16 protein-coding genes and 1 riboswitch are annotated in these 17,947 nt (G+C 73.0%); of the genes, 4 read left to right on the forward strand and 12 right to left on the reverse strand.

All coding sequences use genetic code 11. The annotated features are described in order from the left end of the window. Positions 1 to 95 precede the first annotated feature (95 nt). The 3 genes from QSK22_RS11910 to QSK22_RS11920 form a co-directional block, all read right to left on the reverse strand. Entirely contained in the window at positions 96 to 1,085 is a 990-nt protein-coding gene (locus QSK22_RS11910) for a malate dehydrogenase (RefSeq protein WP_285494153.1), read from the reverse strand. A 256-nt stretch (positions 1,086 to 1,341) separates the two neighbouring features. Continuing rightward, on the reverse strand, positions 1,342 to 2,556 hold the full coding sequence (locus QSK22_RS11915; RefSeq protein WP_285494154.1) for an NADP-dependent isocitrate dehydrogenase: 1,215 nt from the start codon (positions 2,554 to 2,556) through the stop codon (positions 1,342 to 1,344). Positions 2,557 to 2,668: 112 nt separating this feature from the next. Next, positions 2,669 to 3,136 (reverse strand): DUF3017 domain-containing protein, encoded by a 468-nt coding sequence (locus tag QSK22_RS11920; protein ID WP_285494155.1) that lies wholly within the window; start codon positions 3,134 to 3,136, stop codon positions 2,669 to 2,671. 312 nt (positions 3,137 to 3,448) lie between these two features. Here QSK22_RS11920 and QSK22_RS11925 point away from each other — a divergent pair, with 312 nt between their 5' ends. Then, a complete protein-coding gene (locus QSK22_RS11925; protein WP_285494156.1) occupies positions 3,449 to 4,174 on the forward strand; it encodes an FHA domain-containing protein in 726 nt (241 codons plus the stop codon). A gap of 507 nt (positions 4,175 to 4,681) precedes the next feature. Here QSK22_RS11925 and QSK22_RS11930 read toward each other — a convergent pair. From QSK22_RS11930 to purN, 4 genes are all read right to left on the reverse strand, one after another. Next, the gene (locus QSK22_RS11930; protein ID WP_285494157.1) at positions 4,682 to 5,533 is read right to left on the reverse strand and encodes a bifunctional methylenetetrahydrofolate dehydrogenase/methenyltetrahydrofolate cyclohydrolase; all 852 of its coding nucleotides are present in this window, start codon (positions 5,531 to 5,533) and stop codon (positions 4,682 to 4,684) included. Positions 5,534 to 5,604: 71 nt separating this feature from the next. After that, positions 5,605 to 5,690, reverse strand: a riboswitch (ZMP/ZTP riboswitch). A gap of 36 nt (positions 5,691 to 5,726) precedes the next feature. Then, positions 5,727 to 5,906 carry a hypothetical protein gene (locus QSK22_RS11935; RefSeq protein ID WP_285494158.1) on the reverse strand — a complete coding sequence of 60 codons (180 nt, stop codon included), beginning with the start codon at positions 5,904 to 5,906 and terminating at the stop codon, positions 5,727 to 5,729. A gap of 203 nt (positions 5,907 to 6,109) precedes the next feature. Further along, positions 6,110 to 7,690, reverse strand: a complete 1,581-nt coding sequence (purH, locus tag QSK22_RS11940; RefSeq protein ID WP_502872298.1) for a bifunctional phosphoribosylaminoimidazolecarboxamide formyltransferase/IMP cyclohydrolase — start codon at positions 7,688 to 7,690, stop codon at positions 6,110 to 6,112. After that, positions 7,653 to 8,330 (reverse strand): phosphoribosylglycinamide formyltransferase, encoded by a 678-nt coding sequence (purN, locus tag QSK22_RS11945; protein ID WP_285494160.1) that lies wholly within the window; start codon positions 8,328 to 8,330, stop codon positions 7,653 to 7,655. The genes purH and purN overlap by 38 nt, the downstream gene beginning before the upstream one ends. 134 nt (positions 8,331 to 8,464) lie before the next feature. Here purN and QSK22_RS11950 point away from each other — a divergent pair, with 134 nt between their 5' ends. Then, positions 8,465 to 8,980, forward strand: a complete 516-nt coding sequence (locus QSK22_RS11950) for a DUF4190 domain-containing protein (RefSeq protein ID WP_285494161.1) — start codon at positions 8,465 to 8,467, stop codon at positions 8,978 to 8,980. Between the two features lie 8 nt (positions 8,981 to 8,988). Here QSK22_RS11950 and QSK22_RS11955 read toward each other — a convergent pair whose 3' ends face one another. The 4 genes from QSK22_RS11955 to sucC all read right to left on the reverse strand — a co-directional run bounded on the left by QSK22_RS11955 (position 8,989) and on the right by sucC (position 13,186). After that, positions 8,989 to 10,776, reverse strand: coding sequence for a cell division protein PerM (locus QSK22_RS11955; RefSeq protein WP_285494162.1), 1,788 nt, complete (start codon positions 10,774 to 10,776; stop codon positions 8,989 to 8,991). Between the two features lie 42 nt (positions 10,777 to 10,818). Next, the gene (locus tag QSK22_RS11960; protein WP_285494163.1) at positions 10,819 to 10,974 is read right to left on the reverse strand and encodes a DUF4240 domain-containing protein; all 156 of its coding nucleotides are present in this window, start codon (positions 10,972 to 10,974) and stop codon (positions 10,819 to 10,821) included. A gap of 131 nt (positions 10,975 to 11,105) precedes the next feature. Continuing rightward, positions 11,106 to 11,993: a succinate--CoA ligase subunit alpha gene (gene sucD, locus QSK22_RS11965; RefSeq protein WP_285494164.1), complete on the reverse strand. Its 888-nt coding sequence runs from the start codon at positions 11,991 to 11,993 to the stop codon at positions 11,106 to 11,108. A 2-nt stretch (positions 11,994 to 11,995) separates the two neighbouring features. Further along, the gene (gene sucC, locus QSK22_RS11970) at positions 11,996 to 13,186 is read right to left on the reverse strand and encodes an ADP-forming succinate--CoA ligase subunit beta (protein WP_285494165.1); all 1,191 of its coding nucleotides are present in this window, start codon (positions 13,184 to 13,186) and stop codon (positions 11,996 to 11,998) included. A 417-nt stretch (positions 13,187 to 13,603) separates the two neighbouring features. On the opposite strand from sucC, the gene QSK22_RS11975 reads away from it, so the two are divergent. Beyond that, complete coding sequence (locus QSK22_RS11975; protein WP_285494166.1) at positions 13,604 to 14,971, forward strand: glycoside hydrolase family 15 protein; 1,368 nt, start codon at positions 13,604 to 13,606, stop codon at positions 14,969 to 14,971. Between the two features lie 78 nt (positions 14,972 to 15,049). After that, the gene (locus tag QSK22_RS11980; protein ID WP_285494167.1) at positions 15,050 to 15,541 is read left to right on the forward strand and encodes a MaoC family dehydratase; all 492 of its coding nucleotides are present in this window, start codon (positions 15,050 to 15,052) and stop codon (positions 15,539 to 15,541) included. A 71-nt stretch (positions 15,542 to 15,612) separates the two neighbouring features. Here QSK22_RS11980 and pcrA read toward each other — a convergent pair whose 3' ends face one another. Then, positions 15,613 to 17,910: a DNA helicase PcrA gene (gene pcrA / locus QSK22_RS11985; protein WP_285494168.1), complete on the reverse strand. Its 2,298-nt coding sequence runs from the start codon at positions 17,908 to 17,910 to the stop codon at positions 15,613 to 15,615. Between the last annotated feature and the right edge of the window lie 37 nt (positions 17,911 to 17,947).

The raw sequence follows: 17,947 nt of genomic DNA on the forward strand, positions 1-17,947 counted from the left end.
GCAGCGAAAAGGCCCCGGACCGGCATTCCGGCCCGGGGCCCAGAGTCTGCCGCGGTCAGACCGCGTCAGATCGGAAAGCGTCGGATCGGGACGCGTCAGATCAGGCCGAGCTTGCGCACGGCGTCCCGCTCCTCGGCCAGCTCGTTGACCGAGGCGTCGATGCGGGCCCGGGAGAAGTCGTCGATCTCCAGCCCCTGGACGATCTCCCAGCGGCCGTCCTTGCAGGTCACCGGGAAGGACGAGATCAGGCCCTCGGGCACCCCGTAGGAGCCGTCCGACGGCACGGCCATGGACGTCCAGTCGCCCTCCGCGGTGCCGTTCACCCACGTGTACACGTGGTCGATGGCCGCGCTGGCCGCGGACGCGGCGCTGGACGCCCCGCGCGCCTCGATGATCGCCGCGCCGCGCTTGGCGACCGTCGGGATGAAGTCGTTCTCCAGCCACTCCCGGTCGTTGACCGTCTCGGCCGCGTTCTTGCCGCCGATCTCGGCGTGGAAGATGTCCGGGTACTGGGTGGCCGAGTGGTTGCCCCAGATCGTCATCTTCTTGATGTCGGCGACGGACACGCCCGCCTTCTTGGCCAGCTGCGCCAGCGCCCGGTTGTGGTCGAGGCGGGTCATCGCGGTGAACCGCTCGGCGGGCACGTCCGGAGCGTTGCGCTGGGCGATCAGCGCGTTGGTGTTGGCCGGGTTGCCGACGACCAGCACCTTGATGTCGTCGGCGGCGCCGGCGTTGATGGCCTGGCCCTGCGGCTTGAAGATGCCGCCGTTGGCCTCCAGCAGGTCGCCGCGCTCCATGCCCTTGGTCCGCGGCCGCGCCCCGACCAGCAGCGCGACGTTGGCGCCGTCGAACGCGGGGGTCGGGTCGTCGAAGATGTCGATGCCGGTCAGCAGCGGGAAGGCGGCGTCCTCCAGCTCCATGGCGGTGCCCTCGGCCGCCTTGACCGCCTGCGGGATCTCCAGCAGCCGCAGGCGTACCGGGACGTCCGCGCCGAGCAGCTGCCCCGACGCGATGCGGAACAGCAGCGCGTAGCCGATCTGGCCCGCGGCGCCGGTGACGGTGACGTTGACTGGGGTCCGAGTCATGCGTTCATCTCCTGCTGTGACCTGACGGGGCCGGTCGGCCTCCGGTGGTTCTCCGGCGCGGACGCCCCGGGGGCGGGCCGCCGCGCGGTTTGTCTCGTTGTCGAGATACCGCCCGCCAGGCTATCGCGCGCCGCCGCGGCGGTTTCCGCCAGGTGTGCCGGCCGTGTACCCCGCAGCGCCGCGGCTACGCCCGGAAAGCGCCGGAGGCCGCCCCGGGGTCGCCGGGGCGGCCTCCGCGACGCCGCGAGGGGTCACCTCACTTGGCGACCTTCTTCTGCAGGTTGACGTCCAGGGCCTCCAGGAACTCCTGCGTGGTGAGCCAGCTGTCGTTGCCGACCAGCAGGGCGAGGTCCTTGGTCATCTGGCCGTTCTCGACGGTCTCGACGCAGACCTCCTCCAGCGCGCGGGCGAACCCGATGACCTCGGGCTGGTTGTCCAGCTTGCCGCGGTGGGCCAGACCCCGCGTCCAGGCGAAGATGGACGCGATCGGGTTGGTGGAGGTCGGCTTGCCCTGCTGGTGCTGCCGGTAGTGCCGGGTGACGGTGCCGTGCGCCGCCTCGGCCTCGACGGTGCGGCCGTCGGGGGTCATCAGCACGGAGGTCATCAGGCCGAGCGAGCCGAAGCCCTGCGCCACCACGTCGGACTGGACGTCGCCGTCGTAGTTCTTGCAGGCCCAGACGAAGCCGCCCTCCCACTTGAGGGCCTGGGCGACCATGTCGTCGATCAGCCGGTGCTCGTAGGTGAGGCCCTTGGCCTCGAATTCGGCCTTGAACTCGGTCTTGTAGATCTCGGCGAACAGGTCCTTGAACCGGCCGTCGTAGGCCTTGAGGATCGTGTTCTTGGTGGACATGTACAGCGGGTAGCCGCGGTCGAGCGCGTAGCGCATGGTCGCGCGGGCGAAGTCCCGGATCGAGTCGTCGAAGTTGTACATGCCCATGGCGACGCCGCCGCCGGGGAACTTGGCGACCTCCATCTCGATGGGCTCGCCGCCGTCCTCGGGGACGTAGGAGATCGTCACCGTGCCGGGGCCGGGGACGACGAAGTCGGAGGCGCGGTACTGGTCGCCGTGCGCATGCCGGCCGATGATGATGGGCTTGGTCCACCCGGGCACCAGACGCGGGATGTTGGACACCACGATCGGCTCGCGGAACACCACGCCGCCCAGGATGTTGCGGATCGTTCCATTGGGCGACCGCCACATCTTCTTGAGGCCGAACTCCTCGACGCGGGCCTCGTCCGGGGTGATGGTCGCGCACTTGACGCCGACGCCGTGCTCGCGGATGGCGTTGGCGGCGTCGACCGTCACCTGGTCGTCGGTGGCGTCCCGGTTCTCGATCCCGAGGTCGTAGTACTTCAGGTCGACGTCCAGGTAGGGCAGGATCAGCTGGTCCTTGATGAATTTCCAGATGATCCGCGTCATCTCGTCGCCGTCGAGTTCGACGACCGGGCCCGCTACTTTGATCTTGGGCATGCTGTTGCTGTCCCTCTTCCTACACCGGCCGGCAGTCCTTGTAAGGCTCAACTGGTTAGGCTAGCCGACCGCCCGTACCGGTCTAGACCTGCCCCTTACCTGACACTTTCCATCACAAGGGATGAACCGGGACGCCCTCGGCATCGCCCGTCCGGCGCCGATGCGCGCCGCGCCGTTCGAAGAACACATACCGCAGCACGCGCAGCAGCCCGGCCAGCCCGACCAGCACGCCGAAGGCGGCGGCCACGGCCAGGCCCGCCTTGTTCATCGGGGGGATGCTGAGGGCCGCGAAGGCGGTCAGCTCGCCGAGGACGACCAGCGTCCAGCAGTCCAGCGAGCGGCTGCGCACCGCCAGCAGCCCGAGCTGGGACTCCGGCAGCAGCGCCCGGGCCAGCGCGCCGAACAGCAGCGCGGCGGCGATCAGCATCGAGCCCTTGCGGAAGTAGGCCATCGAGCACAGCACCAGCCCGCCGGCCACGCCGCACAGCACCAGCAGGTAGGGCAGCCGGCTCAGCCGGCCGGCCCGCGCGCCGCCCGCTCCCGGGACCCGCCTCCGCCGCCGGCCCAGCTCCGCGCTCATCTCTCTCCCACCGACCTCACCGAAAGGTCTGGACACCCCAACCGTAGCGGTTGGGATTCCCGTCCGGGGCGCCCAACGGACCGTGTGGACGCCTTACGGATGTAACGTCTACTGCGAAAGCATTTTCCACCGCTTTGCGGGAGCGCGGTTGAAAATTGACAGCCGTTCGGGCGGTACACCTGGGGTTACGCGAACGCAGTGGGACGCCGGACGCCTTGTGGCGTGGGTCCTACTCACCGGTAGGAGGGTGTGGCGCCAGCGGGTCCGGGTAACTCGGCAGACAGGGGTCGCTAACTAGCTGGGAGGACTGCCGTGGAGGGGCCGTTCATGCGGATCGAGGACAGCGGCCTGGTGATGCCGCTGCGCCCCGACGTCACGACGGTCGGGCGAGGGCGCGGAGTCGACATCCGCCTCGACGACCCGAGTGTGTCCCGATTGCACGCAGAGATCGTTCGGCGCGGCCCGTACGTCTATGTCGTCGACATGGGCCTGTCCCGCAACGGGACCAGGGTCAACGGCCGCCCGATCGCCCGCCGCGTACTGGAGGACGGCGACGTCGTGAGCTTCGGCACGGCGCGCTGCCGGATGGGGGGCATCCCCCGGGAGGAGGTCGATCCGGACGTCGAGCTGCGGCGCGCCGTGGCCCCCGAGCTCACCCGCCGGGAGGTCGACGTGCTGACCTCGCTGTGCCGGCCCGCCCTGTCGGACGAGGCGTTCGTCGCGCCCGCCACCGCCCGCGAGATCGCCGCCGATCTGGTGGTCACCGAGGCCGCGGTCAAGCAGCACCTGCTGCGCCTCTACCAGAAGTTCCGGATCCCCGAGGGCGCCAACCGGCGCACCCGCCTCGCCAACGAGGTCATCGCGATGGGGCTCGTCCGCCCGCTGCCGCCGGTGCACGTGCCGCAGCAGAACCGGACGCCCATGGACACCCGCACCGCGGAGGTCCGCCGCACCGGGCACGCCCCCGGCCACCCACCGGGCCGCATCGGCACGCCGGGCCGGCCCCCGGCGGGCGCGGCGGGGCGCCGGGCGAGCTGACCTGACGCGCTGAGCTTGCGGCCGCCCCCACGGCAGCGCAATCGGGGAGCGGTCCGCAAGGTTCGCCCGTACGGGGCCATGCGCCGAGGGCCACGGCCCCGTACGGGCGAACCCCCGCCATCTCCATCCGCACCGACCGGGCCCGGCCGGGCCGGAGCCCAGGTGGCCACGCCCCACTCGCGGCCACGCCGAAGCTCATCGGCCACGTCGGCACCCACGGTCATGCTGGGGGCCACCCCGGCCACACCAAGACTCAGGCGATCACGCCGGAGATGAGGCGGCCACGTCCGAGCACACCCGGCCATGCCAGAACGCCGGTGCGCACCGCGTGCGCAGGGGACCACCCCCGCCCACCGCCATGCGCCCACCGCCGTACCGGTGAGGCGCCGCCGCGCCGGCTCAGGTGGTCGCACCGGGACTGCGGCCAGGCCGGACCTCACCCGGCCTCGGCGGCAGCCATGCCGGGGCCACCCGGGCGCGCCGCAGGTCGGGCGGTCACGTCGGGGCTCAGGCGGTCGCGGCTTCGGCGGCTTCGACGACGTTGGCCAGGAGCATGGCGCGCGTCATCGGGCCGACGCCGCCGGGGTTGGGGGCGACCCAGCCCGCCACCTCGCGGACGTCCGGGGCGACGTCACCGGTCAGCTTGCCGTCCACGCGGGACACGCCCACGTCCAGCACGGCGGCACCGGGCTTGACCATGTCCGCGGTGATCAGTCCCGGGACCCCGGCGGCGGCCACGACGATGTCGGCCTGGCGGGTGTGCGCGGCCAGGTCGCGGGTGGCGGTGTGGCAGGACGTCACGGTGGCGTTCTCGGAGCGGCGGGTGAGCAGCAGGCCGAGCGAGCGGCCCACGGTCAGGCCGCGGCCGACGACGGTGACCTCGGCGCCGCGCAGCGGGACGTCGTAGCGGCGCAGCAGCTCCAGGATGCCCTTGGGGGTGCACGGCAGCGGGGCGGGCTGCATGAGGACGAGCCGCCCCAGGTTGACCGGGTGCAGGCCGTCGGCGTCCTTGGCCGGGTCGATCAGCTCCAGCACGCGGTGCTCGTCCAGGCCCTTGGGCAGCGGCAGCTGGACGATGTAGCCGGTGCAGGCGGGGTCGGCGTTCAGCTCGGCGACGGCGCGTTCGACGTCCTCCTGGGAGGCGTCGGCGGGCAGGTCGCGGCGGATGCTCTCGATGCCCACCTCGGCGCAGTCGCGGTGCTTCATGTTGACGTAGGCGTGGCTGCCGGGGTCGTCGCCGACCAGCACGGTGCCGAGGCCCACGCGGGCACCGCGTTCGCGCAGCGCGTCGACCCGCTTCTTCAGATCGGCCCTGATCTCCGCGGCCGTGGCCTTGCCGTCCAGGATCCGTGCGGTCATGTGCACCTCCGCGCTGTCGTGGCCGGGACTTTCCGTGTGGACGGGCTCGTCGCGGGTTCCCCGGCCGCCGTCCCGTACACCCAGGCGCGCGGTGTCCGGATGTCGTTCGCTCCCCGGTGGTGACTCCACCTTGTCCGCGCCAGTCGCGTCCCCGCCATGCTATCGGCCGGGGCCGGGCCGCGGCGCGGGCGGATCAGTCCTCGTCGGGGCGGCCGCGCCAGGAGATCAGGCGGTCGGTGCCGTGCCAGCCGAGCTGGGCGGCCAGGATCGCGGCCAGGGCGGCGGCGACCAGGCCGATCAGCTGCCGCGCCTCCAGGAGCAGGGACGTGGTCTGCACGACCATCCCCAGCAGCAGGGACACAACCGAGTCCATCGCGCCTCCAAAGGCTCAACGGTGATCGCCTGCCACGGGCACGGGCCAGGCCTCGGACGCGCCAGACATCACAAGGGGGCGGACGCGACCGACGGCGAGGCTACCAAGCCGCCAGGCATGGAATCGCCCAGACCGGTACAGACGGCCCGCAACAGGAAACGCCGCCGGCCCGGTGCGGCTGCACCGGGCCGGCGGACGCGGCGTCAATGAAAGAAGTGGCGCACGCCGGTGAAGTAGAGCGTCACGCCCGCGTCCTTGGCCGCGGCGATCACTTCCTCGTCGCGGATGGACCCGCCCGGCTCGACGATCGCCCGCACGCCCGCCTCGGCGAGCACCTGCAGGCCGTCGGGGAACGGGAAGTAGGCGTCGGACGCGCCGACCGCCGAGGCGGCCCGGTCGCCCGCCCGCGACACCGCCAGCCGCGCCGAATCCACCCGGTTGACCTGGCCCATGCCGACGCCGACGGTGGCGCCGTCCGCGGCCAGCAGGATCGCGTTGGACTTGACCGAGCGGCACGCCTTCCACGCGAACGCCAGATCGCGCAGCGTGGCCTCGTCGGCGGGGGCGCCGGTCTTCAGCTCCCAGTTCGCCGGGTCGTCGCCGGGGGCGTCCACCTTGTCGACGCTCTGCAGCAGCACGCCGCCGTCGATGCGCCGGTACTCCTCGGTGCTCGCCGGCCCCTCGGGGCAGCGCAGCAGCCGGATGTTCTTCTTGCGGGTGAGGATCCGCAGGGCCTCGTCGTCGAAGCCGGGCGCCACGATGACCTCGGTGAACACGTCGGCGACCTGCTCGGCCATCGCCGCGGTCACCGGGCGGTTGACCGCGATGACGCCGCCGTAGGCCGACACCGGGTCGCAGGCGTGCGCCTTGCGGTGCGCCTCGGCCACGTCCGCGCCGACCGCGATGCCGCACGGGTTGGCGTGCTTGATGATCGCCACGGCGGGCTCGGCGAAGTCGTAGGCGGCGCGGCGGGCGGCGTCGGCGTCGACGTAGTTGTTGTACGACATCTCCTTGCCGTGCAGCTGCTCGGCGCCCGCCAGCCCCGCCGGGCCCCCCTGCGCGGTGTAGAGCGCGGCGCGCTGGTGCGGGTTCTCCCCGTACCGCAGGACGGCCTTGCGCTCCCAGGCGGCGCCGAGGAAGTCCGGCCAGCCCGACTCGGCGGCGTCGGCGTCGGCCGCGTACGGGCCGGCGAACCAGGACGCGACCGCCACGTCGTAGGCGGCGGTGTGCGCGAACGCGCGCGCGGCCAGGCGGCGCCGCTGCTCCAGCGTGAAGCCGCCCGCCGCCACGGCCTCCAGCACCTGGCCGTAGTCGGCCGGGTCGACGACGACGGCGACGCTGGCGTGGTTCTTGGCGGCGGCCCGCACCATCGTGGGGCCGCCGATGTCGATCTGCTCGACGCACTCGTCCGGCTTGGCGCCCGACGCCACGGTGGCGGCGAACGGGTACAGGTTCACCACGGCCAGGTCGAACGGCTCGACGCTCAGGTCCTCCAGCTGCTGGACGTGGTCGTCCTTGCGGCGGTCGGCCAGCAGCCCGGCGTGCACCTTGGGGTGCAGGGTCTTGACCCGCCCGTCCAGGCACTCGGGGAACCCGGTGAGCTTCTCGACCTTCATGACGGGCACCCCGGCGGCGGCGATCCGGCCGGCGGTGGAGCCGGTGGAGACGATCTCCACCCCGGCCTCGTGCAGGCCGCGGGCCAGCTCCTCCAGCCCCGTCTTGTCGTACACGCTGATCAGCGCGCGCTTAATCGTCACCCGACTCACCGGCCGAGCTCCCCTCATCGTCTCCGTCTACGGACGTGTTGCAGATCCTGCACTTCATGGAGACCCGTCTGCCCCGCTGGGTCCAGCCGTCGCGGGCCAGGCGGCCCACGACCTCGACCAGCAGCCGCCGCTCCACCTGCTTGATGCGCTCGTGCAGGGAGTCCTCGTCGTCATGCCAGCCGACCCGGACGGTCTCCTGGGCGATGACGGGTCCGGTGTCCACGCCTTCGTCGACGAAGTGAACGGTACAGCCCGTCACCTTCACCCCGTAGTCCAGGGCTTGGCGGACGGCGTGCGCCCCGGGGAAGGCGGGCAGCAGCGCGGGATGGGTGTTGATGGTGCGGCCGCCGAACCGCTCCAGGAACCGGGGGCCGAAGATCTTCATGAACCCGGCGGAGACGACCAGGTCCGGCTTGTGCTCGGCGACGGCGTCGGCGAGGGCGGCGTCCCACTGCGCGCGGTCGGGGAAATCGGGCAGGCGGACGACGAACGTCGGCAGCCCGGCGCGTTCGGCGCGCGCCACGCCGCCGGTGCCGTCGCGGTCTGCGCCCACGGCCACCACCTGCGCGCCGTAGGCTGGGTCCGAGCACGCGTCGAGCAGTGCCTGCAGGTTGGTCCCCGCACCGGAGACGAGGACGACGAGCCGGGCGGACACCATGACTCCCTGGTGGACGTTGGGGTTGACGGACCTGCGCGGCAGTGTCCGGGGCACTGACCGCCCAGCACGAAGCCTATCGGCCGTGCTCGGCAGGCCCCAAAGCGCATCGACCTCAGCGGCCAGGAGGAACCAACGTGAGTGAGCAGCCGGGCCAGGGCGACGGCGGCAGCGTCCTTCGCCAGGACACCGGCCGGACCCCCGGCGACGACACCGCCCACGGCGGTCCGGCGGGACCGCCCCCCGCGGGCCGTCCCCCGGCGAACGCGCCCGAGGAGCGCACCGGCTGGCGGGCCCTGTGGCTGGGTGTCGGCGCGCTGGTACTGGCGTGGCCGATGTTCCCGGTGGGCCTGGTGCTGGGCGTTGCGTCGCTCGTGGTGGGCGTCAAGGCGCAGCGGCGCGCGCGCCGGCGCAATGTGCTCGCGCCCGGCGCAACCCCCGGCATGGTGCTCGGCGCGGTGGGGCTGGCCATGGCCGCGGCGGCGGCCGCGATGGCGGTGGTGATCGGGCCGGAGACGAGCGGCTACAACGAGTGCATGCTGACGGCCAACACCAGGATCGACGAGGAGGCGTGCCGTGACCGGTACTTCCCCAAGATCGAGGAGAAGCTGAACCTGCCCGAGGGCAGCCTGTCCGGCGCCGTCCTTTCCTGACGCCTCCCCTAGCGGTCCGGTTCGTCCTTCAGGACGTAGATGGCGCCGCCGCGGTTCTCGGTGCGTCCGCGCGGCTCGGACCCGGCGTCGTCGTGGGACGGCCGCCGCTCGTCCTCCTCGGGCTCCGGGGCTCTCGGCTCGGGCGCGTAGGGCCCGGCGGCGTGCCCGTCCCTGTGGCCGTCCGCGTGGCCTTCGCCGTCCCCGCCCCGAGGGGCCAGGTCGGGCAGCGGATCGGCGGTGCGCGGCCTGTTGCGCGGGGTGCGGCGCGGCGCGAGGACGGGTTCGGCCTCCTCGAATTCGAGCGGGTCGGCCGTGTACGGCGACTGCGGGGGCTCGGGCGCGGCGACGGGCCGCGGCGGCTCCTCGTCCGGCACCGGCACGGGCGGCGCCTCCACCGCCTCCACCGCGTCCGGCATCACGGCCGCGGTGGGCTTCGGCCGGCGCCGCACCGCCCGCACCGGCCGCCTGGTGCCGCGGATCTTGCGGCGCCGCTCGGGGCGTCCGGACGACGCCTCGCCGGGGCGGCGCAAAATCAGCCAGTTCGCCGTCCACGCCGCGATCGCCGCCGAGATTCCGATCTCCAGGGCCGCCAGCAGGCCGACCCGCCAGGGCGACGGCCCGACGGTGGCCATCCGGCCGCCGCCGATCGGGCCGCCCGACAGCGCCGCCAGCAGCGCCGCGACCAGGCCCGCCAGCGCCCCGGTCACAAACCCCCACAGCGGCGCCGCCTCGTAGGACCGGCTCGGCATGGACCGCACCGTGAGCACCCCGCCGACGGCGCCCGCGGCGAACGGGGCGGCCAGCACCACCAGGGACGCCAGCGGCGCCGGTCCGGGCTCGGGCAGCGCGGCCAGCGGCGGGAAGGCGGGCATGACGTCCAGGAACACCCCGGTCGGCGACACGCTGGTGCCCGCCCCGACGGAGAAGCCCGGGCCGACGGCGTAGGACATGCCCCAGACCACCGCGTTCGGCAGGAACGCCAGCTCGATCATCAGCAGCAGGACCCCGCCGACGATGCCCGGGGAGAGCATGTCGTACAGCCGGGTCGCCTCGTCGGTGTGCACGGCGAGGGACACGCCGGCCAGCACGGCCCCGGCCGCGAGCAGGACGGCGAGCGCGCCGGCGGCGCCGACCACCAGCGAGCGGGGCCGTTCCGGCAGCAGCCGCAGCAGCGCGCCGAGCCCGGAGCGCACCCGGCGGCCGGCGGCGATGTGGGCGACGGCGGCCCGCGCCGCGCCGAGCCCGCCCGCGATCACGCCGACGACGAAGCAGGCGATCAGGGCCTGCCAGGCGGACGGGCGGATCACCGGCGACCCGGCGGCCAGGGCGAGCAGCCCCGCCAGCAGGGCGTAGGGGACGGCCAGCGCGACCGCGACGTGCGCCACGGCGACGCGCGGGCGGCGCCGCACACCGCCGACCCGGATCATCCAGCCGCCGCTGCGGTACAGCAGCGCGCCCGGGATGACGAGCAGGCCGAGCGGCAGCAGCCCGACGCGGCCGTGCTCGACGGCGACCCCGGCGTGGTGGGACACCAGCCAGAGCGTGACCGCCGTCCGGAACACCCCGGGCATGCCCGCGCCCAGCGCCGTGCGCGGTGCGGCGATCCAGCCGACGAGGGTGACGGTGGTGAGCACGGCGAGCCCGATGCCGATGCACCACAGCGCCCCGACCAGCCCCGTCACATACAGCGGGCGCGACATGGCGGCGTGCGGGGCCGGCCTGCCGGATGCCGACGCCGCCCTGGGCTGCTCGGCGGGCGGGGAGGTCACGCTGCTGTCCGGGCTCACATCGCTCACGGCGTCAATGCTGGCACCCGGGACCCGTGCAGCCGGGGCCTCTCACCCGCCCGGCGTGTCGCCTTGCTGCGGGTTGGTGACGGGCGTGCGCGGGCGTTCGGCCCGCAGGGCGGCGGCCTGCTCGGCGACGGCGAGGTCGTCGGCCGGGACGGCGGCGCGGGCGTCCTCGACGAGCCGCCAGTGGTCGTCTCGGTTCACGGCCCCCATCCTGCCGGACGCCACCGACACAATCCGGCGGCGAGGAGCGGGCGCAAACGGAAGACGCCCGGGCCGCCGGGACGGGCGGCTCGGGCGTCTTTTCCGGAACTGCGACGCGCCCCGTCAGAGGCTCAGAGGCTCTGCATGATCTCGCGCATCAGGCGGGCGGTCTCGCTGGGGGTCTTGCCGACGCGGACGCCGACCTTCTCCAGCGCCTCCTTCTTGGCCTGCGCGGTGCCCGCCGAGCCGGACACGATCGCCCCGGCGTGGCCCATCGTCTTGCCCTCGGGCGCGGTGAACCCGGCGACGTAGCCGACGACCGGCTTGGTGATGTTCTTTTCGATGTACGCGGCGGCGCGCTCCTCGGCGTCCCCGCCGATCTCACCGATCATCACGATGGCGTCGGTCTCGGGGTCGTCCTGGAACGCCTGCAGCGCATCGATGTGGGTGGTGCCGATGACCGGGTCGCCGCCGATGCCGACGCAGGTGGAGAAGCCGATGTCGCGCAGCTCGTACATCATCTGGTACGTCAGCGTGCCCGACTTGGACACCAGCCCGATGCGGCCGGGCGAGGTGATGTCGGCGGGGATGATGCCGGCGTTGGACTTGCCGGGCGAGGCGATGCCCGGGCAGTTGGGGCCGATGATGCGGGTCTTGTTGCCCCTGGACCCGGCGTAGGCCCAGAAGTAGGCGGTGTCGTGCACCGGGATGCCCTCGGTGATCACCACGCACAGCGGGATCTCGGCGTCGATCGCCTCGACCACGGCGTCCTTGGTGAACTTCGGCGGGACGAACACCACCGACACGTCGGCGCCGGTCTCGGCCATCGCCTCGCGGACGGTGCCGAACACCGGCAGCGTGGTGCCGTCGAAGTCGACGCTCTGCCCGGCCTTGCGGGCGTTGACGCCGCCGACGACCTTGGCGCCCGCGGCGAGCATGCGGCGGGAGTGCTTCATGCCCTCCGAGCCGGTCATGCCCTGCACGATGATCTTGCTGTTCTCGGTCAACCAGATGGCCATGCTCATGCACCTGCCGCAGCGAGTTCCGCGGCGAGCCGGGCCGCGTCGTCCATGGTCTCCACCTGCTCGACGCCGGGCAGCGCCGCGTCGCGCAGGATCTTGCGGCCGAGTTCGGCGTTGTTGCCGTCGAGCCGGACCACCAGCGGCCGGTCGACGTTCTCGCCCCGCTCGGACAGCAGCTTGTAGGCGGACACGATGCCGTTGGCCACCGCGTCGCACGCGGTGATGCCGCCGAACACGTTGACGAACACGGCCTTGACGTCGGCGTCCGACAGCACGATCTCCAGACCGTTGGCCATGACCTCGGCGGACGCGCCGCCGCCGATGTCCAGGAAGTTGGCCGGCTTCTGCCCGCCGAACTGCTCGCCCGCGTAGGCGACGACGTCCAGCGTGGACATGACCAGGCCGGCGCCGTTGCCGATGACGCCGACGGTGCCGTCCAGCTTGACGTAGTTGAGGTCCTTGGCCTTGGCGCGCGCCTCCAGCGGGTCGGCGGCGGCCTTGTCCTCCAGGGCCTCGTGCTCGGCCTGCCGGAACCGGGCGTTGTCGTCGAGGGTGACCTTGCCGTCGAGCGCCTTCACCTGGCCGTCGGTGGTGAGGATCATCGGATTGACCTCGACCAGGGTGGCGTCCTCGTCGGTGAACACCGCCCACAGCCGCTCGATGAGGGTGGCGGCGCCCTCCTGGGCCTCGGCCGGCAGCCGGCCCGCCTTGGCGATCTCCAGCGCCTTGGCGCGGTCGACGCCGTCCAGCGCCGACACCGGCACCTTGGCCACGGCGTCGGGGTTGGTCGCGGCGACCTCCTCGATCTCCATGCCGCCCTCGGCGGAGCAGATCGACAGGAAGGTGCGGTTGGCCCGGTCGAGCAGGAAGGAGAAGTAGTACTCCTGCGCGATCGCGCTGCCCTCCTCGACCAGGACCTTGTGGACCGTGTGGCCCTTGATGTCCATGCCGAGGATCTGGCCGGCCAGGGCTTCGGCCTCGTCGGCGTTGTCGGCGAGCTTCACGCCGCCGGCCTTGCCGCGGCCGCCGGTCTTGACCTGGGCCTTGACGACGACCTTCGAGCTTCCCGCGGCGAACAGCTCCTCCGCGGCGGCCCGGGCTTCCTGGGGAGTATGGGCGACCTTGCCGGTAGGCACCGGTACCCCGTACTCGGCGAAGAGTTCTTTCGCCTGATGTTCGAACAGGTCCACGAGGCGTCCCTTGTAACGGATCGACAGCTGATGACCGCGCGAGTGGGGGTGTGCAACACGGGGGTCCGTGGGGCCGCCACACCCTGCGGTCCGCTCCGTCGATGCAGCCTAGCCCCTTACCAGGAGTGACCGGACGCCAGGGGTGAAGGCTCGGCCGGGGCTTCCCGCCCCCGTGTGACGTCAGAGAAGGATGTCCGGTCTCACCGGCCCCCGGAATGTGGCCGGCGTCGCCAGGCCACCGAGACGGCACCTGCGGACGATGCCGCTTTGACCTGCAGGAGGAGGAACCACGGCACGCCCTTTGATGTACTTGTCCTCGCCTTGCGTAATGCGGGGTGAAGAGGGGGAGAACGGGCGGTGGCCGAGGTCCGGGTGGGGGCCGTACTTGACGGCGGTCCGCGCAGGGTGCGACGCGCTGTGGCGCTGCTTCTCGTCGCCGGTCTGGTGGCCACGTGCGGTGCGCGCATGCCCAGCGGCGGCGGGCCCGGGTGGGACAGCCCGGGGCTGGTGGGCGGCGGCGGCTGGCCGTTCGCCGGGGTGCCGCTGGACGCCGAGGAGAAGGACGGCGCCGCGTACCTGCCGGGCAGCTCGGTGGTGCGGCTGCGCGACGGGCGGGTGCGGCTGGTGCCGTTCGGCGCCGAGACGGCGATCACGGTTCCGGCGGACGATCCGCGGGTGGGGCAGGCGGTGCGGTCCGACGGCCTGTGGCTGGCGCACGGCACGGTCCCGGGGCGGACCGCGGCCGAACGGGAGATGGCCGAACGGGCGCTGCTCGACCTGCGCCTGCTGACCCGTCCCAACGGGGCGTCGCTGGCGTCGTGGTACGGGGCGTGGCGGTACGCCTGGCCGCGTGACGCGGCGTTCGCGGCGGCGGCGTTCGCCGTCACCGGGCACGCGTCGGAGGCGCGGCGGGTGCTGCGGTTCCTGGCGCGGGTGCAGACGGACGAGGGCCGGTGGGCGGCCCGGTACCACCCCGACGGCAGCGCGGTGATCGACGGCCGCGCCCCGCAGCTCGACTCGCTGGGCTGGGTGGTGTGGGCGAGCTGGCTCGTCCACACGCACGACCCGGCCGGGGCGGGGCGGCTGCCGGAGCTGTGGCCGATGGTGGTGCGCGCCGCCGACCAGCTGGCCTCCTCGCTGGACTCCGAGGGGCTGCCGCCGCCGTCGTCGGACTACTTCGAACGTTCGCCCGACGCCGAGCAGGACCCGGACCGCCCCACCCTGGGCGTGGTGGGGCCGGTGCTGGCGGGCCTGCGCGCGGCGGCCGACCTGGCGCGCGGCCGCGGCGATCTGGCGCGGGCGTCGCACTGGCGGAACGCCTCGCTGCGGCTGTCGAACGCGCTGGCGCGGCATTTCGCCCCCTACGGCTATCCGCGTTCTCCGATACGGGGCGGCCGCATGGACACCTCTGTGACGTTCGTCGCTCCCCCGTTCGCCCCGCAGGACCCGGGGGTGAGCGCGGCGGTGCTGAACGCGGCCCGGCGGCTCACGCTGCCGAACGGCGGGGTGCTGCCCGGCGAGAAGTGGGCGGGCAACCGGACCGTGGCGTGGACCCCGGAGATGGCGATGTTCGCGTTGTCCGCCGCGTCGTCGGGCCGCGTCCAGGAGGCGCAGGCCCGCCTGGACTGGCTGGCCCGGCACCGCACGTCGCTGGGCGCCCTGCCGGAGAAGGTGGACGCCAAGGGCCGCCCCGCCGGTGTGGCGCCCCTGGGCTGGACGGCGTCCCTGGTGCTGCTGACCCTCACGGCCCTGGAGCGCCCCCTGCCCGTGCCGCCCGCCACCTGACGGAACGTTCCGCGGCGTCCGGGAGGCGAGCAGGACAGCGGTCGCGGCACCCGGCCGCCGAACGGCATTCTTGTAGCCATGACCAAGCCGCTGAACGGAGACTTCTCCACACCGATCGACGACCGCTATTTCGAGGACTACTTGCCGGGCTCGGTGTACGAGTACGGCACCGTGACGGTGAGCGAAGCGGAGATCCTGCAGTTCGCCGAACGCTTCGACCCGCAGCCGATCCACGTGGACCCCGAGTACGCGTCCGGCGGGCCGTTCGGCGGCCTGATCGCCAGCGGCTGGCACAGCGGCGGCATCTTCATGCGGATGTACGCCGACCACTACCTGTCCCGGGTGGCCAGCCTCGCCTCCCCCGGTCTGGACGAGCTCCGCTGGCCCTCGCCGCTGCGTCCCGGCGACACGGTGCGGCTGCGCGCCACCGTCCTGGAGGCCCGGCCGTCGCGGTCCAAGCCCGACCGCGGGATCGTCCGCACCAGGGGCGAGCTGCTCACCGAGGACGGCCGCACCGTGCTCGACCTGGTCGCCGTGAACCTGCTGCTGCGCCGCCCCACCACCGCCTGATCCCGGCCCCGTGCACGTGATCGCCACGCGCTCGGGCCCTGCTGCCGCGGACCGGCCCGGCGCGCCGGGGGCTAGAGCTTCTCGACGGGGGCGTAGCGCAGGACGAGGCGCTTGACCCCGTACTGGCCGCCGAAGTCGATGCTGGCCGCGGCCCGCTCGCCCGCGCCGTCCACCGAGACGACCGTGCCGAGCCCGAACGAGTCGTGGGTGACCTTGTCGCCCGGGGACAGCGACGGGACGGCGCGGTTGCCCGCCGACCGGGTCCCCGGACGGGCCGCCGCCGACGCCAGTGACGAAGACGAGGGGGACGCCGCCGTGCGCTCCCACCGCACCAGGTTCGCCGGCACCTCGGACAGGAACCGGGACGCCGGGTTGACCTGCGGCGCGCCCCACGAGCTGCGCATCGCCGCCCGCGTCAGGTACAGCCGCCGGCGGGCGCGCGTGATGCCGACGTAGGCGAGGCGGCGCTCCTCCTCGAGCTCCTTGGGGTTGCTCATGGCGCGCAGGTGCGGGAAGACGCCGTCCTCCATGCCGGTGAGGAACACCACCGGGAACTCCAGGCCCTTGGCGGTGTGCAGGGTCATCAGGGTGACGACGCCCTGGTCGCCCTCCACGGGCTGCTCGGCGGGCGGCAGCGGGGCGCTCTTGGCGCCGCCGGGGATGGAGTCGGCGTCGGCGACGAGGGCCACCTGCTCCAGGAAGTCGACCAGGCGCCCTTCGGCGGACTCGCCGTCCAGCCGGTCCTCGAACTCGCGGGCGACGGCCTCCAGCTCGTGCAGGTTCTCCACACGGGTCTCGTCCTGGGGGTCCTTGGACGCCTGCAGCTCGGCCAGGTAGCCGCTCTTGCGCAGCACCGACTCGATCATCTCGGCCGGGGTGCGGTCGGGCAGCTCGCCGCGCAGCTCCTCCAGCAGCGCCACGAACTCGCGGACCGCGTTGGCCGAGCGGGTGGCCATGCCCGGCACCTCCTCGGGGCGGCGCAGCGCCCGCCAGAACGAGATCCGCTCGCGGGAGGCGTACGCCTCGACGCAGGCCTCGGCGCGGTCGCCGATGCCGCGTTTGGGCACGTTCAGGATGCGCCGCAGCGAGACGGTGTCCTCGGGGTTGACCAGGACGCGCAGGTAGGCCAGCAGGTCGCGGACCTCCTTGCGCTCGTAGAAGCGGACGCCGCCGACGACCTTGTAGGGCAGGCCGACGCGGATGAACACCTCTTCGAACACGCGCGACTGGGCGTTGGTGCGGTAGAACACCGCCACGTCGCCGGGGCGGGCGTCGCCCGCGTCGGTGAGCCGGTCCACCTCCTGCGCGACGAACGCGGCCTCGTCGTGCTCGTTGTCGGCCACGTAGCCGACGATCGGGTCGCCCTCGCCCTGGTCGGACCACAGCTTCTTGGGCTTGCGGTCGGCGTTGCGCTCGATCACCGCGTTGGCCGCCGACAGGATCGTCTGGGTGGAGCGGTAGTTCTGCTCCAGCAGGATCGTGGTGGCGTTCGGGTAGTCGCGCTCGAACTCCAGGATGTTGCGGATGGTGGCGCCGCGGAAGGCGTAGATCGACTGGTCGGCGTCGCCCACCACGCACAGCTCGGCCGGGCCGAGCCCCTCGTGCCCGCCGTCGGCGGACGCCCCCTCGGGGACGGCGATGGGGGCGGTCAGCTCGCGCACCAGCTCGTACTGGGCGTGGTTGGTGTCCTGGTACTCGTCGACCAGCACATGCCGGAACCGGCGCCGGTAGTGCTCGGCGACCTCCGGGAACGCCTGCAGCAGGTTGACCGTCAGCATGATCAGGTCGTCGAAGTCCATGGCGCCGGCCTGCTGCAGCCGCGCCTGGTACATCTCGTAGGCCTCGGCCAGCGTCTGCTCCATGTGGGTGCCGGCCCGGACCTTGAACGTCTCGTAGTCGATCAGCTCGTTCTTCAGGTTGGACACCTGGGCGCTGAACGAGCGGGGCGGGTAGCGCTTGGGGTCCAGGTCGAGCTCGCGGCAGACCAGGGCCATCAGCCGCTGCGCGTCGGCCTGGTCGTAGATCGTAAAGCCGGAGGGGAAGCCGAGCCGCTTGGCCTCGCGGCGCAGGATCCGCACGCATGCCGAGTGGAAGGTCATCACCCACATCGCGTTGGCCCGCGGCCCCACCAGCGCCGACACGCGCTCGCGCATCTCCGCGGCGGCCTTGTTGGTGAACGTGATCGCCAGGATCTGCCCGGGATGCACGTCCCGCTCGGCCAGCAGGTGGGCGACGCGGTGGGTGAGCACGCGCGTCTTGCCCGACCCGGCGCCCGCGACGATCAGCAGCGGGCTCCCGGAGTGCACGACCGCGGCGCGCTGCTGCGGGTTCAGGCCGTCCAGCAGGGGATTGGCATGCGTGTTCGACATCATGTGCGAGTGTACGGCGCCCGCCCGACGTTCTCGT

The organism is Actinomadura sp. NBRC 104425, assembly GCF_030269545.1.
Classification (GTDB): Bacteria; Actinomycetota; Actinomycetes; order Streptosporangiales; family Streptosporangiaceae; genus Spirillospora; species Spirillospora keratinilytica.

Bases quoted from the DNA above. Each gene is read 5' to 3' on its own strand.
- QSK22_RS11910 (WP_285494153.1), bottom strand. From the start codon at position 1,085: ATGACTCGGACCCCAGTCAACGTCACCGTCACCGGCGCCGCGGGCCAG.
- QSK22_RS11915 (WP_285494154.1), bottom strand. From the start codon at position 2,556: ATGCCCAAGATCAAAGTAGCGGGCCCGGTCGTCGAACTCGACGGCGAC.
- QSK22_RS11920 (WP_285494155.1), bottom strand. From the start codon at position 3,136: ATGAGCGCGGAGCTGGGCCGGCGGCGGAGGCGGGTCCCGGGAGCGGGC.
- QSK22_RS11930 (WP_285494157.1), bottom strand. From the start codon at position 5,533: ATGACCGCACGGATCCTGGACGGCAAGGCCACGGCCGCGGAGATCAGG.
- QSK22_RS11935 (WP_285494158.1), bottom strand. From the start codon at position 5,906: ATGGACTCGGTTGTGTCCCTGCTGCTGGGGATGGTCGTGCAGACCACG.
- purH (WP_502872298.1), bottom strand. From the start codon at position 7,690: ATGAGGGGAGCTCGGCCGGTGAGTCGGGTGACGATTAAGCGCGCGCTG.
- purN (WP_285494160.1), bottom strand. From the start codon at position 8,330: ATGGTGTCCGCCCGGCTCGTCGTCCTCGTCTCCGGTGCGGGGACCAAC.
- sucD (WP_285494164.1), bottom strand. From the start codon at position 11,993: ATGGCCATCTGGTTGACCGAGAACAGCAAGATCATCGTGCAGGGCATG.
- QSK22_RS11980 (WP_285494167.1), top strand. From the start codon at position 15,050: ATGACCAAGCCGCTGAACGGAGACTTCTCCACACCGATCGACGACCGC.
- pcrA (WP_285494168.1), bottom strand. From the start codon at position 17,910: ATGTCGAACACGCATGCCAATCCCCTGCTGGACGGCCTGAACCCGCAG.